This window comes from Burkholderia catarinensis (assembly GCF_001883705.2).
GTDB classification, from domain to species: Bacteria; Pseudomonadota; Gammaproteobacteria; order Burkholderiales; family Burkholderiaceae; genus Burkholderia; species Burkholderia catarinensis.
On sequence record NZ_MDEQ02000030.1, the window covers coordinates 21,335 to 37,154 of the forward strand.

Below are 15,820 nucleotides of genomic sequence, written 5' to 3' on the forward strand. Positions count from 1 at the left end.
CCGAGAAAGAAAGATTATAAGATCATCTCTTCTGAGCTGACAAGCCCTTTCAGCAAATTTTTTGCGAGGACCTGGAAGCCTGCCTCACGACGCCTGTGTAGGCGCGTCGATCCGCTCCATGCCGCCCATGTACGGACGCAGCACGTCCGGCACCGTGACCGAGCCGTCCGCGTTCTGGTAGTTCTCCAGCACCGCGACGAGCGTGCGGCCGACCGCGAGACCCGAACCGTTCAGCGTATGCACGAGTTCGGGCTTGCCCTGCGCGTTGCGGAAACGCGCCTGCATCCGGCGCGCCTGAAACGACTCGGTGTTCGAGCAGCTCGAGATCTCGCGATAAGTCTTCTGCGCGGGCAGCCACACCTCGAGGTCGAACGTCTTCGCGGCCGAGAAGCCCATGTCGCCCGTGCACAGCGTGATCACGCGGTACGGCAGGCCGAGCTTCTGCAGGATCGCTTCCGCATGGCCGACCATCTCGTCGAGCGCCGCGTACGATGCTTCCGGCGCGACGACCTGCACCATCTCGACCTTGTCGAACTGGTGCTGGCGGATCATCCCGCGCGTATCCCGGCCGTACGAACCGGCTTCCGAGCGGAAGCACGGGGAATGCGCGGTCAGCTTGATCGGCAGCGCGGACGCGTCGACGATCGACTCGCGCACGGTGTTCGTCAGCGAGATCTCGGACGTGGAGATCAGGTATTGCGTGACCGTGTTCTCGGCGCCGCCCTTCTCGACCCGGAACATGTCGTCCGCGAACTTCGGCAACTGGCCCGTGCCGTAGAGGATCTCCGGGTTCACGATGTACGGCGTGTACGTCTCGGTGTAGCCGTGCTGCTGCGTGTGCGTATCGATCATGAACTGCGCGAGTGCACGGTGCAGGCGCGCGATCGGGCCGCGCAGCATCGTGAAGCGCGCGCCGGCAAGCTTCGCGCCCGTCTCGAAATCGAGGCCGAGCGGCGTGCCGACATCGACGTGATCCTTCACCGCGAAATCGAACTGGCGCGGCGTGCCCCAGCGGCGTGCCTCGACGTTGTCGGCTTCGTCCCTGCCGACCGGCACGCTTTCGTGCGCGACGTTCGGCATGCCCAGCATCAGGTCGGACAGGCGCGCCTGGATGTCGCCGAGCTTGGCTTCCGACGCCTTCATTTCGTCGCCGATCCCGCCGACCTCAGCCATCACGGCCGACGTGTCCTCGCCCTTCCCCTTCATCGCGCCGATCTGCTTCGACAGGCTGTTGCGGCGCGCCTGGAGCTCTTCGGTATGGGTCTGGATCGCGCGGCGTTCCGCTTCGAGTGCGGAGAATGCGGCAACGTCGAGGGTGTAGCCGCGATCGGCGAGGCGCTTGGCGACGCCGTCGAGGTCTTTGCGCAGCAACTGGATGTCGAGCATGGGAGGACTTGGAAAATCGTTGTGTAAGGCGGGAATTCTAACGCACCGCGCGGCTGCCACGGCACCGGGCGAACGGACAATGCCTCAAACGGGCGATGACCGTGGTGCGATGGCCATGGCAGTATCGCATTGCCGTTCCGCCGCTCGGCAGCCGGCGAGTCGCACGGCATCAGACCGCTGCGGAACCGCGAAACGCCCGCGCCCGCCCGCGGCAACGCATCGAACGAAGCACCTGCCGCCCGTACCGCAACTCAAGGAATCAGATGGCCATCGAACTGGACAAGGATGTGCGCGACCGCGCAATCGCGTCGCTGCAACGCTATTTCACGGAAAACATGGACGAGCCGATCGGCAACATCCAGGCCGGCGCGCTGCTGCACTTCTTCGTCGAGGAAATCGCGCCGGCGATCTACAACCTCGCGATCGCCGATGCGCAGGAACGCCTGCATGCGCGGGTCGCCGAGCTCGACATCGAATGCCACGAGGAGCCGTTCGACTACTGGAAGAAACAACAGCCGGGTCGCAAGCGCTGACGCATCCGCGGCGGCGCAGGCCGCGCCTGCCCGTCAGTCCTTCTTGCCGGCCTCGCGATCGAGTTCGCGCAGCCAGGCAAGCTTGTCGGCGATCTTCGATTCGAGCCCGCGCGGCACCGGCTGGTACCAGCGCGGCTCGCGGATCCCGTCCGGCAGGTACGTCTCGCCGGCCGCATACGCATTCGGCTCGTCGTGCGCGTAACGGTATGCGTGACCGTAGCCGAGTTCCTTCATCAGCTTGGTCGGCGCATTGCGCAGATGCACGGGCACCTCGCGCGACTTGTCCTGCTTCACGAACGCCATTGCCTGGTTGAACGCGTTGTAGCCCGCATTGCTCTTCGCCGCGCACGCGAGATAGATCACCGCCTGCCCTAGCGCGAGTTCGCCCTCCGGCGAGCCGAGCCGCTCGTAGGTTTCGGCCGCGTCGTTCGCCATCTGCAGCGCGCGCGGATCGGCGAGGCCGATGTCTTCCCACGCCATCCGCACGATCCGCCGTGCGAGATACTTCGGATCCGCGCCGCCGTCGATCATCCGGCAGAACCAGTACAGCGCGCCGTCCGGGCTCGAACCGCGCACCGACTTGTGCAGCGCCGAGATCTGGTCGTAGAAATTGTCGCCGCCCTTGTCGAAGCGGCGTGCGTTCAGCGTCATCGCGCTGCTGACGAATTCGGCATCGATCGTCGCGACACCGGCCGACGTCGCCGCTGTTTGCGCCTGCTCGAGCAGGTTCAGGAAGCGCCGCGCATCGCCGTCCGCGTAGCCGACCAGCGTATCGATCGCCTTGTCGTCGAACGCGAGGCCGTCGAGCGCGATTCCCTGCGCGCGCTTCAGCAACTGGCGCATCTCGTCGTCGTCCAGCGACTTCAGCACGTACACCTGCGCACGCGACAGCAATGCCGAGTTGACCTCGAAGCTCGGGTTCTCGGTCGTCGCGCCGATAAAGGTCACGAGCCCCGACTCGACGAACGGCAGCAATGCATCCTGCTGCCCCTTGTTGAAGCGGTGGATCTCGTCGACGAACAGGATCGTGTGGCGGCCGGAGCGGTTCAGCGTGTCCTTCGCCTGCTCCATCGACTCGCGGATGTCCTTCACGCCGCCGAGCACCGCGGACAGCGCAATGAACTCGCAGTCGAACGCGAGCGCGGTGAGCCGCGCGAGCGTCGTCTTGCCGACGCCGGGCGGCCCCCACAGGATCATCGAATGCGGCTTGCCCGATTCGAACGCGAGCCGCAGCGGCTTGCCTTCGCCCAGCAAATGCGTCTGGCCGATCACCTCGGCGAGCGTCTTCGGCCGCAGCGCCTCGGCGAGCGGCCGGCGCGGCTCGACTTGAAACAGGTCGGACATGAACCCTCGCTCCACATCAAACGGTAGCGGCCGAACCGGCCGCCGGACCCGACATTATGACAGCCGTGCGATGGCGCCGCCGTGCCCGGTGCCCACGCCTGAAGCCCGCGCCCGTAAACAAAACGGGCCTGCCGTCGCCGGCAGGCCCGTTCCGCGAGAGCGCGGCGCGCGGCGCCCGGTCAGCCGGTAATCACGTCGGCGCCCTTCGGCACGACGAACTTGAACGTATCGCCCTTCAGCGGCGGATTCGTCTGGATGTTCGTAAACGTCAGCAGCGTGACATTGCCGAACACGTCGTGCAGCTCCATCGCGGCGAGCGTGCCGTTCCGGAAGCCGATGCCGATCCGCTGGAACTGCGTGTCCTGCGCCTTCGGCAGCATCTCGAGCCACTCGATGCCGCCCTTCTCTCCGGCGTCGCGCAGCGTGTAGTTCTTGTCGAGATCGTTGCTGCCGAACAGGATCGCGGCCGGGCTCGCCCCCAGCGCGCCGTTCAGCTTGCGCTCGGTGACCTGGTTCAGGTCGCGGTCGTACACGTAGAGCTTGTCGCCGTCGGCCTGCAGCACCTGCTGGTACGGCTTCTGGTACGTCCAGATAAACTTGCCCGGACGCGCGAACACGAACGTGCCGCTCGAATTGTCGGTGGGCTTCGGCGCGGCCTGCACGGCGCTCGCGCCCTTGCTCGGCGCCTTGACGATCTGCTGCGTGAAGTCGCCCTTCGCCGAACGCACCTGCGACACGAATGCCTTCAATTGCTCGGTGCCGCCCGCGAACGCGTGCGTCGCCGCGAGCATCAGCGATGCGCCGGCGAGCGCCGCGCCGAGCCAGCGCCGCGTCGAACGAAGGGACAATGCGAACGAATGTTGCTGCATATTGCGGTTTTCTCCCTGGGTGGCCGGCGCTGCGGGCGCCGCGGACTCATTCCGCGTCGCGCGCCGGCACAAGAATTTCGCGGTTGCCGCTCGACGACATCGCCGACACGAGCCCCGACTGCTCCATCTGCTCGAGCAGCCGCGCCGCGCGGTTATAGCCGATCCGCAGATGTCGCTGCACGAGCGAGATCGACGCGCGGCGGTTCTTGACGACGATCTCGACCGCCTGGTCGTACAGCGGATCAGACTCGCCGCCGGCTTCGCCGGTTCCCGCGCCGGCCGAGCCCTCGTCGCCGTCGGCGGTGCCGCCTTCGAGCAGGCCCTCGACGTAGTTCGGCTCGCCGTGCTCCTTGAGTTTCTCGACGACGCGATGCACTTCGTCGTCGGCGACGAACGCGCCGTGCACGCGCACGGGCAGCCCCGAGCCGGGCGGCAGGTACAGCATGTCGCCCATCCCGAGCAGCGACTCGGCGCCCATCTGGTCGAGAATCGTGCGCGAATCGATCTTCGACGACACCTGGAACGCGATCCGCGTCGGCACGTTCGCCTTGATCAGGCCGGTGATCACGTCGACGGACGGACGCTGCGTGGCCAGGATCAGGTGGATGCCGGCCGCGCGCGCCTTCTGCGCGATCCGTGCGATCAGCTCCTCGACCTTCTTGCCGACGACCATCATCAAGTCGGCCAGCTCGTCGATCACGACGACGATGTTCGGCAGGCGGCCGAGCGGCTCAGGATCTTCCGGCGTCAGGCTGAACGGATTCGGCAGCTTCTCCTCGCGCTTCGCCGCTTCGTCGATCTTGTTGTTGTAGCCCGCGAGATTGCGCACGCCGAGCTTGCTCATCAGCTTGTAGCGGCGCTCCATTTCCGCGACCGTCCAGTTCAGCGCATGGCCGGCCTGGCGCATGTCGGTGACGACCGGGCACAGCAGGTGCGGAATGCCTTCATAGACGCTCATTTCGAGCATCTTCGGATCGATCAGGATCAGGCGCACCTGCTCGGCGGTCGCCTTGTACAGCAACGACAGGATCATCGCGTTGATCCCGACCGACTTGCCCGAACCGGTCGTGCCGGCGACGAGCAGGTGCGGCATCTTCGCGAGATCCGCGCACACGGGCTTGCCGCCGATGTCCTTGCCGAGGCTCAGCGTCAGCGCCGACGACGCGGCCGCATACACCTCGGAACCGATGATCTCGGACAGGTGCACCGTCTGGCGGCGCTGGTTCGGCAGCTCGAGCGCCATGTAGTTCTTGCCGGGGATCGTCTCGACGACGCGGATCGACACGAGCGACAGCGAGCGGGCGATATCCTTCGCAAGGTTGACGATCTGGCTGCCCTTCACGCCGGTGGCCGGCTCGATCTCGTAGCGCGTGACGACCGGGCCCGGATACGCGGCGACGACGCTCGCCTCGACGCCGAAGTCCTTCAGCTTCTTCTCGATCAGGCGCGACGTGAATTCGAGCGTATCGGCGGAAATCGCCTCCTGCGTCTTCGGCGCGGAATCGAGCAGCGACACCGGCGGCAGCGTCGAATCGCCCGGCAGGTCGGTGAAGAGCGGCACCTGGCGCTCCCGCTCGACGCGCTCGGACTTCGCCGGCGTGACGACCGGCGGCACGATCGTCACGGGCTCGTGATCCTCGATGCGCACGCGCTCCTCTTCGACCTTGCCTTCGCGGCGCACGGCCGCGGCCTCGCCGAGCTTGCGGTCGCGCTCGGCCTCCCGGCGCAGCTTCGCGACGTTGACGGCGGACAGGATCGCGCCGCCGACGCGCTCGGAGACCGACAGCCACGAAAAGCGGAAATACAGCGACAGGCCGATCGCCAGCGCGATCAGCAGCAGCAGCGTACCTCCGGTGAAGCCGAACGCGTGCGACATCGCACCGGCGACGGCCTCGCCGACGACGCCGCCCGGCGCGCGCGGCAACTGCACCTTCAGCGACCACATGCGCAGCGCCTCGATGCCGTCGCACGCGAGCACGACGAGCACGAACGAGAAGATTTCGGTGAGCCAGCCGATCGGCCGCTCGGGTTCGTCCGCGACCGCCTCGTGGCGCGTGATGCGGCGGTAGTTGACCGCGATGCGCCGCCCGAGCGGCACGATCAGCCAGTAGGCCGACAGGCCGAACAGCAGCAGGATGATGTCGGCCGTCCACGCGCCGACGCGACCGGCCCAGTTCGAGATGTGATCCACCTGGGCGGCGTGCGTCCAGCTCGGATCGCGCCGGCTGTAGCTCAGCAGGGCCATCACCAGAAATGCGCCGAGCGCGACCTGGAGAATCCAGCGGATCTCCGTGAGGAGCTTCGACATCCGGTGCGGCAACGCCTGTGCCGGGGCGGAATAAGGAGCTTTTGCCATGAATCCGTATAAAGAGGACGGGCTGTACGCCCGCCTGTCGTTCGATCCCGCTTATTGTAAACGCTGCACCGGGCCGCCAAGTGTAAATGACGGTTACATAACAGGGCCTGGGTGCCGAGCCGGCGTCGCAGGCGCTCAAAACCGGCCGGCTGCGCCGTTGCGGAGGGCGTGCGACGACGCGCCGCCGCATGCCGGCCGGCCGCCCGGCCCGCCGCGCCGGCGCGGGAAGCCCACCGCGAAACGCTATCGCCGCGATTGAAACTCTCGTTCGGCAACGCAGCAACGGGACCTTTATAATGCGCGTCTGATACCCATCTATGACGGCATCCCCCGGTCAACCCGGATCGTACGGCGAGCCTACCCGCCCGCCGCGGCCGCCTTTTACGGATTCGCACATGTCCACGCCCAAACACGCCAAAGTCCTGATTCTCGGTTCCGGCCCCGCCGGCTACACGGCCGCCGTCTACGCGGCACGCGCCAACCTGTCCCCGGTGCTGGTCACCGGCATCGCGCAGGGCGGCCAGCTGATGACCACGACCGATGTCGAAAACTGGCCGGCAGACGCGAAAGGCGTGCAGGGTCCGGAGCTGATGGCGCGCTTCCTCGAGCACGCCGAGCGCTTCAACACCGAAATCGTGTTCGACCATATCCACACCGCGAAACTGCACGAGCAGCCGATCCGCCTGATCGGCGACTCGGGCGAATACACGTGCGACTCGCTGATCATCGCGACCGGCGCGTCCGCGCAGTATCTCGGCCTGCCGTCCGAGGAAGCGTTCATGGGCAAGGGCGTGTCGGCCTGCGCGACCTGCGACGGCTTCTTCTATCGCGGCCAGGAAGTCGCGGTGATCGGCGGCGGCAACACGGCCGTCGAGGAAGCGCTCTACCTGACGGGCATCGCGAAGAAGGTCACGGTGATCCACCGCCGCGACAAGTTCCGCGCGGAGCCGATCCTGATCGACCGCCTGCTGGAGAAGGAAAAGGAAGGCGCCGTCGAGATCAAGTGGGATCACGTGCTCGACGAAGTGACCGGCGAGAGTTCGGGCGTCACGGGCTTGCGCATCAAGAACGTGAAGACCGGCGCGACGGAAGACCTCAACGTGCAGGGCGTGTTCGTCGCAATCGGCCACAAGCCGAACACCGACCTGTTCCAGGGCCAGCTCGAGATGAAGGACGGCTACATCCTGACGAAGAGCGGCCTGCACGGCAATGCGACGTCGACGAGCGTCGCGGGCGTGTTCGCCGCGGGCGACGTGCAGGACAACGTGTACCGCCAGGCGATCACGAGTGCGGGCACGGGCTGCATGGCCGCGCTCGATGCGCAGCGCTACCTCGAAAGCCTGCACGACAAGAAGTAAGCCGCAAGCCTTGCCGCGCCGGGCGCTACAATGGCGTCCGCTGCCGCGAAGCGGGCTCGACCGGAAAGCCGCTGCCGCCGCGCAGCGGCTTTTTTTTGCCCGCGCGCCCGAACGCGCCTGCCCTGCTACCGAATCATGGCGAAGAACCAGCCCCATCCGAGCGATCCCGCAAAGCGGAAGATCGCCGCCCGTCCCGCGAACCCGGCGCCGGCTGCCCCGCCGCCCGCGCCCGATCCGGCCGCGTTGCGCGGCCAGGGTCTCGCCGGCCTCGGCGCATTGCGCAAGTCGCTGCAAGGCGAAGCCGAGCGCCGCGAGCGCACGCGCATCGAAACCGCGAAGGCCGAGCGCAAGGCGGAAGCCGACGCGAACCTGTTCCGCAACGAAATCGGCACGATCCAGCCGCTGAACGCGCCGCCGCGCGCGGCGTCCGGCCGCACGCCGCCGGACCCGGTGCCGAAGCAGACGCAGCGCGACGAGGAAGACGTGCTGAACGCGACGCTGTCCGACGAATTCGATCCCGAGACGCTGCTCGACAGCGACGAATCGCTGTATTACCACCGCCCCGGCATCAGCCGCGACGTCGTGCGCAAGCTGCGCAGCGGCGCGTGGATCGTGCAGGCGCAGATCGACCTGCACGGCATGCGCCGCGACGAGGCGCGCGACGCGCTGGCCGACTTCATCCGCGAGGCCGGCAAGAAAGGACTGCGCTGCCTGCGCGTGATCCACGGCAAGGGGCTCGGTTCGATCGGCAAGGAGCCGGTGCTGAAAGGCAAGGTACGCGCGTGGCTCGTGCAGAAGGAAGAAGTGATCGCGTTCTGCGAGGCGCGCGGCAACGACGGCGGCGCGGGCGCGGTGCTCGTGCTGCTGCAGCCGCTTGCGGTGCCCGCCGACCGGGGGCCGCGTGCCGCATCCTAGGCTGACGCTCGCGATCGCAATCCTGGAGGCGATCGCGACGCTGGCCTTTGCGATTTCGGGCTTCATCGAGGCACGCAAGAACCGCCTCGACTCGGTCGGCACGTTCGTCGTCGCGCTCGCGACCGCGTTCGGCGGCGGCACGCTGCGCGACATCCTGCTCGAGCGCCGGCCGTTCTACTGGGTCGTGCACGACGACTACGTGATCGCGATCTTCGTGCTCGCGCTGTTCGCGCCGTTCGTGCTGCGGATGCTGTCGCGGCTGTCGGCCGAACGGCTGCTGCTGATCGCCGACGCGATCGGGCTCGGCATCTTCAGCATCTCGGGCACGGCGATCGCGCTCGACGCCGAGATGCCGCGCTTCATCGCGGTGATGATGGGCGTGATCACGGGCGTGGTGGGCGGGATCGTCCGCGACGTGCTGTGCAACGACATCCCGCTGATCCTGCGCGATTCGCGGCCGTACGCGACCTGTGCGTTCGTCGGCTGCTGGTTCTACCTGCTGCTCGTGTGGCTGCAGTTCGACTCGGTGTACAGCGTGCTGCTCGCGACCGGCTTCATCCTCGTCGCGCGGCTCGCGACGTTCAAGTTCGACGTGCGGCTGCCGCACTGAGCGGCACTTGGGCACCGACGACAGCGTCAACCGCATCACCCAAACAAAAGGGGCCGTTCGAGACGGCCCCTTGTCTTTCATTCAGCGCGAGCGCCGCATCAAGCGATTCGCTCTTCCGACGCCGGATCGAACAGCACGGCCTTCGACACGTCGAACAGCAGCGACAGCGTCTGGTCGGGCTGCGGGTTCGCGGCCGGATGCACGCGGCTCACGATCCGCTTGCCGTTCACCTGCGCGAACACGTGCGTGTCGGGGCCGGTCGGCTCGGTCACGTCGACGCGCACGTCGAACGGCTGCAGGTGCGATGCGTCGCCGTTGTGCGCGTGGCGCACGTCGGTGATGCGCTCCGGACGCAGGCCGAGGATCACCTCGCGACCGACGTGCGACTTCAGCTTCGCCGCGTCGAACGGCAGGTTCAGCGCGCCGCGCTTGACGCCCGTGTCGACCTCGAGCGCGATCCCGCTGCCCTGCTCGACCAGCGTGCCGTTGATGAAGTTCATCGGCGGCGCGCCGATGAAGCCCGCGACGAACAGGTTCGACGGCGAATCGTAGATATCCTGCGGCGCGCCGAACTGCTGGACCACGCCGTCCTTCATCACCGCGATCCGGTCGCCGAGCGTCATCGCCTCGATCTGGTCGTGCGTCACGTAGACGATCGTCGTGCCGAGGCGCTGGTGCAGCAGCTTGATTTCCGCGCGCATCTCGATGCGCAGCTTCGCGTCGAGGTTCGACAGCGGCTCGTCGAACAGGAACAGCGACGGATCGCGTGCGAGCGCGCGGCCCATCGCGACGCGCTGGCGCTGGCCGCCCGACAGCTGGCCCGGCTTGCGGTCGAGCAGGTGCTGGATCTGCAGCATCTGCGACACGCGGTCGACGATCTGCTGCTGCTCGTTCTTCGGCACCTTGCGGATGTTCAGGCCGAACGAGATGTTCTCGCGCACCGTCATCGACGGATACAGCGCATACGACTGGAACACCATCGCGATGTCGCGATCCTTCGGCGACAGGTCGTTGACGACCTTGCCGTCGATGCAGATCTCGCCGCTCGTCACGGTCTCGAGCCCGGCGATCATGTTGAGCAGCGTCGATTTCCCGCAGCCCGACCCGCCGACCAGGATCAGGAACTGTCCGTCCTCGATCTCGATGTCGACACCCTTCAGGACCGGCACCCCGTTCGGGTAGGTCTTGTACACGTCACGGATGGAAAGGCTTGCCATGCTGTGAATCCTCTGTCTCGTCTCGCGCGGCGCGCTCGGGCGCCGCGTCGGGTTCGTTTCGATGCGCCGCGCGACATGCGCGGCCGGTTCGTCGTATCGGATGAAACCGCGCTTACCCCTTCACCGCGCCCGCCGTCAGCCCGCGCACGAAGTAGCGGCCGGCGACGATGTAGACGAGCAGCGTCGGCAGCGCGGCGATGATCGCACCGGCCATGTCGACGTTGTATTCCTTCACGCCCGTCGACGTGTTGACGAGGTTGTTCAGCGCAACCGTGATCGGCATCGAATCGACGCCGGAGAACACGATCCCGAACAGGAAGTCGTTCCAGATCTGCGTGAATTGCCAGATCAGGCACACCATGAAGATCGGCAGCGACACGGGCAGCAGGATCTTCGTGAAGATCGTGAAGAAGCCCGCGCCGTCGATGCGCGCGGCCTTCACGAGCTCGGCCGGCACGCTCACGTAGAAGTTGCGGAAGAACATCGTCGTGAACGCGATCCCGTACACGACGTGCACGAACACGAGGCCCGGAATCGTGTTGGCGAGGCCGAGCATCCCCTGCAGGCGCGCCATCGGCAACAGGATCACCTGGAACGGGATGAAGCAGCCGACCAGCATCATCGTGAACAGCGCGTCCGCGCCGCGAAAGCGCCAGTGCGTGAGCACGTAGCCGTTGAACGCACCGATCAGCGACGAGATCAGCACGGCCGGGATCACCATCTGCAGCGAGTTCAGGAAGAACGGCTTCATCCCGTCGCAGCGCACGCCGGTACAGGCGCCGCTCCACGCCTTCACCCACGGGTCGACGGTCCAGCTCGTGGGCGGCGTCAGCAGGTTGCCGGTGCGCAACTGGTCGAGATCCTTGAACGACGTCGACAGCATCACGTAGATCGGGAACAGGAAATACAGCGCGAACAGGATCAGTGCGGCGTAGATCACTGCCCGGCTGATCGTCATCTTAGGCTGCATTGCGGGTGCTCCTCGATTCCATATACATCAGCGGCACCAGCACCGCGACCACGGTCGCGAGCATCATCACCGAGGACGCCGCGCCGAGCCCGAGCTGGCCGCGATTGAACGAAAACGTGTACATGAACATGGCCGGCAGCGACGACGACGTGCCCGGACCGCCCGCCGTCAGCGCGACGACGAGGTCGAAGGTCTTGATCGTGATGTGGCAGAGGATCAGCAGCACCGAGAAGAACACCGGGCGCATGCTCGGGATCACGATCTTGCGGTAGATGGTCGGCAGCGACGCGCCGTCGACCTGCGCAGCCTTGAAGATCTCGGCGTCGACGCCGCGCAGCCCCGCGAGGAACAGCGCCATCACGAAGCCGGTCGACTGCCAGACGGCCGCGATCACCACGCAGAAGATCGCCTTGTCCGGATCGCCGAGCCAGTCGAACGAGAAGCTCGTCCAGCCCCAGTCGTGCATCACCTTCTCGAGCCCGAGGCCCGGGTTCAGGATCCACTGCCACGCGGTGCCGGTGACGATGAACGACAGCGCCATCGGGTACAGGAAGATCGCGCGCAGCGCGCCTTCGTTGCGGATCCGCTGGTCGAGCAGGATCGCGAGGAACAGCCCGAGCGCGACGCAGACCGCGATGAACGGAATCCCGAACCAGCCGAGGTTCGCGGCGGAGGTCCACCACACGTCGTTCTGGAACAGGTCCGAGTAACGGCCGAAGCCGTCGAATTCGTAGTTCGGCAACAGCCGCGAATTGGTCAGCGACAGATAGCCGGTAATCAGGATGAAGCCGTAGATGAACACCACGGCGATCGCGACGCTCGGCGCAAGCACGAGCTTCGGAATCCAGCGATCGGCGAAGGCCGACATCGGCGACGTACGCCGTGCGGCGGCAGCGCCGGATCCGTTTCCGCTAAGAGGGGCAGCCACTTGATTCGACTCCTGGAACGAGGGCGGCGCAGGCCGGGCCGGCGCCGGGTACGGCTCGGGCCCGCGGGCGAGCCCGTTTGCTGCACATGCAAAAACGCCCGGCCGATGAAGCGCTTCCGGCCGGGCGCCTGTCGCGCGTTACTTGACCTTCGCGGCCTTCGCGAGCGCGGCGACCGCGCTCTTCGAATCCTGCTGCGAGTTCATGAACTTCGTCACGACGTCCGTGATCGCGCCGGCCGTCGCGTCGCTCTGCGCCATCCCGTGCGCGAGCGACGGCACGAAGCCGCCCGACTTGATCGCGGTCTGCTCGTCGGCATACGACTTCTTCGCGCAGTCGTCGAACTTGTCCATCTTCACGCCGAGGCGTACCGGCACCGAGCCCTTCAGCAGGCTGAACTGCTCCTGGAAGTCCGGCGTCATGATCGTCTTCGCGAGCGCGAGCTGGCCCGGCGTCGCGGCCTTCTCGCCCTTCTGCTGGAAGAACACGAACGAATCGACGTTGAACGTGTACGAATTCGCCGTACCCGGCACCGCTGCGCAGATGTAGTCCTTGCCCGCCTTCTTGCCCGCGTTCTCGAACTCGCCCTTCGCCCAGTCGCCCATGAACTGCATGCCGGCCTTGCCGTTGATCACCATCGCGGTCGCGAGGTTCCAGTCGCGGCCGTTGCGGCCCGTATCGAAGTAGCCCTGGATCTTGCGCACCGTGTCGAACACGGACAGCATCTGCGGCGACGTCAGCGTCGCCTGGTCGAGGTCGACGAGCGCCTTCTTGTAGAACGCCGGGCCCTGCGACAGCACGACGTCTTCCCACAGCGTCAGGTCCTGCCACGGCTGGCCGCCCATCGCGACCGGCTGGATACCCGCTGCCTTCAGCTTGTCGGCCACCGCGAAGAATTCGGGCCAGGTGGCCGGCACCTTCGCGCCGACCTTGTCGAGCGCGGCCTTGTTGATGTACAGCCAATTCACGCGGTGCACCGAGAACGGCGCGGCGACGGTGTGGCCCTTGTACTTGATGATCTTGTCGATTTCCGGCGGCAGGTTCTGCTTCCAGTCGCCGGCGACGGAATCGATGTTGACGAGCACGCCCTGGTCGGCCCAGTCCTGGATCAGCGGACCCTTGATCTGCGCGGCCGACGGTGAGTCGCCGCTGATCACCTTGGTCTTCAGCGCGGTCATCGCCGCTGCGCCCGCGCCGCCCGCGACCGCGAAGTCCTTCCACACGTAGCCCTGCTTCTGCACGTCGTCCTTCAGCACGCCGACGGCCTTCGACTCGCCGCCCGAGGTCCACCAGTGCAGCACCGTGACGTTCTCGGCCGCCTGCGCCGCCACGGCGCCAGCCATCAGACCCGCGGCGCAGAGCGCGCCCATGATCGAGCGAACTTTCATTACTTATCTCCTCCAGACTGAATCAACTCGTTAAGTTCCCTGACCGGGAACCGGCTTCTTGATAACGACGGGGAAATCGAGCCGCGGGACGCATGCAGCGTACGGGGCCGATGACCGGCCGGGCTCTTACAGAAAGCGTGAATCGAGATTCAACGGCGTGTCTCCTCTTTGTGTTTCTGGCCCGCCGCGTCGATGCGGCACGAGCCCGGGGCCGACGGCGTGCGGACGATGCACGCCGTCAATGTCCGATAACATTCGGCACAAGGCATTCCCGAAGACGAAGCTCGCGCAGCTCATCGACCGCGCTTCTTTTTTTCTTCGCCCAGGTGCTACCCCTTGCGGCGGATTGTAGTTAAACTACAATTCAGTGTCAAAAATATTTTTATCGCACTACGGATCGCTTCCCAGCACCCCAACCCGGCGGAGACACATGCATACCGATTCCAGCTTTACCTTCGTACTTTTCGGCGGCACCGGCGATCTGTCGATGCGCAAGATCCTGCCAGCGCTGTTCGAAGCGCACCGTGCGAACATGCTGGCGGAGAGTGGCCGGATCGTCGCCGTGGCGCGGCACGAATCGGATCGGGCGGGTTATCTCGAATGGGTCGACACGCATGTGAAGCCGCATGCGGCCAAGGCGGCCGGCAAGGCCTTCGACGAAGCCGCGTGGAAGTCCTTCCTCGAACGCATCGAATACGTGAAGCTCGACCTCGGCCGCGCGGAAGACTACGTCGTGCTGCGCGACGCGATCGCATCGCTGCCCGGCATCCGCGTGTTCTATCTCGCGACGGGCCCGTCGCTGTTCGTTCCGATCTGCAAGGCGCTCGCGTCGGTCGGCCTGAGCGAAAACTCGCGCATCGTGCTCGAGAAGCCGCTCGGCTATGACCTGCGCTCGTCGAACGCGATCAACGACGCGGTCGGCGAGATCTTCGCGGAAGGCCAGATCTACCGGATCGACCACTACCTCGGCAAGGAGCCGGTGCAGAACCTGCTCGCGCTGCGCTTCGGCAATGCGCTGTTCGAGCCGCTGTGGCGCCGTGAATGGGTCGAGAGCATCCAGATCACGATCGCCGAGGAGCTCGGCGTCGAGGCGCGCGGCGATTTCTACGACAATACGGGCGCGCTGCGCGACATGGTGCAGAACCACCTGCTGCAACTGCTGTCGATCGTCGCGATGGAGCCGCCGCACTCGATGGATTCCGACTCGGTGCGCGACGAGAAGCTGCGCGTGCTGCGGGCGCTGAAGCCGGTCGATCCGCGCGACATCGGCAAGGTTGCCGTGCGCGGCCAGTATCATGCGGGCGTGATCAAGGGCGCGCAGGTGCCGGCCTATGCGACCGAGCCGGGCGTGAAGCCCGACAGCCCGACCGAAACCTTCGTCGCGCTGAAGGTCGAGATCGAGAACTGGCGCTGGGCCGGCGTGCCGTTCTTCCTGCGCACCGGCAAGCGTCTCGCCGACCGCGTCGCGGAGATCGTCGTCAACTTCCGCCCGGTGCCGCACTCGGCGCTCGGACCGACCGCGCTGCGCCCCGGTTCGAACCGCCTCGTGATCCGGCTGCAGCCGAACGAGACGATCCGCCTGTACTGCCTCGCGAAGCAGCCTGGCGAAGGGATGAACCTCGCGAGCGTGCACCTCGACCTCGCATTCGACCGGTTCTTCAAGGAAGGGCAGATGGAGGCGTACCAGCGCCTGCTGCTCGACGTGATCAACGGCCGGCTCGCGCTGTTCGTGCGCCGCGACGAGCAGGAAGCCGCGTGGCGCTGGGTCGAGCCGATCCTGAACGAATGGGCGCGCTCGCTGAAGCCGCCGAAGCCGTACGCGGCGGGCACGTGGGGGCCGGCCGCGGCGAGCGCGATGCTCGCGCAGCACGACACCTGCTGGCTCGAAGAAGAAAACTGATGCAAACCGTTGCCGTGCGCGTGACCGCGTACGGCAACGTGCCCCACG

The 15,820-nt window shown here is 66.3% G+C and carries 13 protein-coding genes; 5 read left to right on the forward strand and 8 right to left on the reverse strand.

All coding sequences use genetic code 11. From position 1 onward, the window contains the following. Positions 1 to 84 precede the first annotated feature (84 nt). A complete protein-coding gene (gene serS, locus BFF94_RS32090) occupies positions 85 to 1,386 on the reverse strand; it encodes a serine--tRNA ligase (protein ID WP_128844211.1) in 1,302 nt (433 codons plus the stop codon). Between the two features lie 263 nt (positions 1,387 to 1,649). On the opposite strand from serS, the gene BFF94_RS32095 reads away from it, so the two are divergent. After that, complete coding sequence (locus tag BFF94_RS32095) at positions 1,650 to 1,919, forward strand: DUF2164 domain-containing protein (protein WP_128844208.1); 270 nt, start codon at positions 1,650 to 1,652, stop codon at positions 1,917 to 1,919. A gap of 33 nt (positions 1,920 to 1,952) precedes the next feature. On the opposite strand, the gene BFF94_RS32100 is transcribed toward BFF94_RS32095, so the two are convergent. The 3 genes from BFF94_RS32100 to BFF94_RS32110 all read right to left on the reverse strand — a co-directional run bounded on the left by BFF94_RS32100 (position 1,953) and on the right by BFF94_RS32110 (position 6,488). After that, positions 1,953 to 3,263, reverse strand: a complete 1,311-nt coding sequence (locus tag BFF94_RS32100; RefSeq protein ID WP_128844206.1) for a replication-associated recombination protein A — start codon at positions 3,261 to 3,263, stop codon at positions 1,953 to 1,955. 179 nt (positions 3,264 to 3,442) lie between these two features. Further along, positions 3,443 to 4,132: an outer membrane lipoprotein chaperone LolA gene (lolA, locus tag BFF94_RS32105; RefSeq protein ID WP_128844203.1), complete on the reverse strand. Its 690-nt coding sequence runs from the start codon at positions 4,130 to 4,132 to the stop codon at positions 3,443 to 3,445. Positions 4,133 to 4,178: 46 nt separating this feature from the next. After that, complete coding sequence (locus BFF94_RS32110) at positions 4,179 to 6,488, reverse strand: DNA translocase FtsK (protein ID WP_128844200.1); 2,310 nt, start codon at positions 6,486 to 6,488, stop codon at positions 4,179 to 4,181. Positions 6,489 to 6,883: 395 nt separating this feature from the next. Here BFF94_RS32110 and trxB point away from each other — a divergent pair, with 395 nt between their 5' ends. The 3 genes from trxB to BFF94_RS32125 all read left to right on the forward strand — a co-directional run bounded on the left by trxB (position 6,884) and on the right by BFF94_RS32125 (position 9,371). After that, the gene (gene trxB / locus BFF94_RS32115) at positions 6,884 to 7,846 is read left to right on the forward strand and encodes a thioredoxin-disulfide reductase (RefSeq protein ID WP_128843814.1); all 963 of its coding nucleotides are present in this window, start codon (positions 6,884 to 6,886) and stop codon (positions 7,844 to 7,846) included. Positions 7,847 to 7,981: 135 nt separating this feature from the next. Further along, complete coding sequence (locus BFF94_RS32120) at positions 7,982 to 8,761, forward strand: Smr/MutS family protein (protein WP_128843815.1); 780 nt, start codon at positions 7,982 to 7,984, stop codon at positions 8,759 to 8,761. After that, positions 8,748 to 9,371 (forward strand): trimeric intracellular cation channel family protein, encoded by a 624-nt coding sequence (locus tag BFF94_RS32125; RefSeq protein ID WP_128843816.1) that lies wholly within the window; start codon positions 8,748 to 8,750, stop codon positions 9,369 to 9,371. Before BFF94_RS32120 ends, BFF94_RS32125 begins: the two co-directional genes overlap by 14 nt. A 98-nt stretch (positions 9,372 to 9,469) precedes the next feature. On the opposite strand, the gene BFF94_RS32130 is transcribed toward BFF94_RS32125, so the two are convergent. The 4 genes from BFF94_RS32130 to BFF94_RS32145 form a co-directional block, all read right to left on the reverse strand. Continuing rightward, entirely contained in the window at positions 9,470 to 10,588 is a 1,119-nt protein-coding gene (locus BFF94_RS32130) for an ABC transporter ATP-binding protein (protein WP_128843817.1), read from the reverse strand. 112 nt (positions 10,589 to 10,700) lie between these two features. Next, the gene (locus tag BFF94_RS32135; protein ID WP_006476648.1) at positions 10,701 to 11,558 is read right to left on the reverse strand and encodes a carbohydrate ABC transporter permease; all 858 of its coding nucleotides are present in this window, start codon (positions 11,556 to 11,558) and stop codon (positions 10,701 to 10,703) included. After that, entirely contained in the window at positions 11,548 to 12,486 is a 939-nt protein-coding gene (locus BFF94_RS32140; RefSeq protein WP_128843818.1) for a carbohydrate ABC transporter permease, read from the reverse strand. Before BFF94_RS32140 ends, BFF94_RS32135 begins: the two co-directional genes overlap by 11 nt. A gap of 138 nt (positions 12,487 to 12,624) precedes the next feature. After that, positions 12,625 to 13,872: an ABC transporter substrate-binding protein gene (locus tag BFF94_RS32145; protein ID WP_128843819.1), complete on the reverse strand. Its 1,248-nt coding sequence runs from the start codon at positions 13,870 to 13,872 to the stop codon at positions 12,625 to 12,627. Between the two features lie 430 nt (positions 13,873 to 14,302). On the opposite strand from BFF94_RS32145, the gene zwf reads away from it, so the two are divergent. After that, positions 14,303 to 15,772 (forward strand): glucose-6-phosphate dehydrogenase, encoded by a 1,470-nt coding sequence (zwf, locus tag BFF94_RS32150; protein ID WP_128843820.1) that lies wholly within the window; start codon positions 14,303 to 14,305, stop codon positions 15,770 to 15,772. The last annotated feature ends 48 nt before the right edge of the window (positions 15,773 to 15,820 follow it).

Excerpts from the sequence above, each read along its gene's own strand:
- lolA (WP_128844203.1), bottom strand. The coding sequence starts at position 4,132 with ATGCAGCAACATTCGTTCGCATTGTCCCTTCGTTCGACGCGGCGCTGG.
- BFF94_RS32110 (WP_128844200.1), bottom strand. The coding sequence starts at position 6,488 with ATGGCAAAAGCTCCTTATTCCGCCCCGGCACAGGCGTTGCCGCACCGG.
- BFF94_RS32100 (WP_128844206.1), bottom strand. The coding sequence starts at position 3,263 with ATGTCCGACCTGTTTCAAGTCGAGCCGCGCCGGCCGCTCGCCGAGGCG.
- BFF94_RS32130 (WP_128843817.1), bottom strand. The coding sequence starts at position 10,588 with ATGGCAAGCCTTTCCATCCGTGACGTGTACAAGACCTACCCGAACGGG.
- zwf (WP_128843820.1), top strand. The coding sequence starts at position 14,303 with ATGCATACCGATTCCAGCTTTACCTTCGTACTTTTCGGCGGCACCGGC.
- BFF94_RS32095 (WP_128844208.1), top strand. The coding sequence starts at position 1,650 with ATGGCCATCGAACTGGACAAGGATGTGCGCGACCGCGCAATCGCGTCG.
- BFF94_RS32145 (WP_128843819.1), bottom strand. The coding sequence starts at position 13,872 with ATGAAAGTTCGCTCGATCATGGGCGCGCTCTGCGCCGCGGGTCTGATG.
- BFF94_RS32135 (WP_006476648.1), bottom strand. The coding sequence starts at position 11,558 with ATGCAGCCTAAGATGACGATCAGCCGGGCAGTGATCTACGCCGCACTG.
- serS (WP_128844211.1), bottom strand. The coding sequence starts at position 1,386 with ATGCTCGACATCCAGTTGCTGCGCAAAGACCTCGACGGCGTCGCCAAG.
- BFF94_RS32120 (WP_128843815.1), top strand. The coding sequence starts at position 7,982 with ATGGCGAAGAACCAGCCCCATCCGAGCGATCCCGCAAAGCGGAAGATC.
- trxB (WP_128843814.1), top strand. The coding sequence starts at position 6,884 with ATGTCCACGCCCAAACACGCCAAAGTCCTGATTCTCGGTTCCGGCCCC.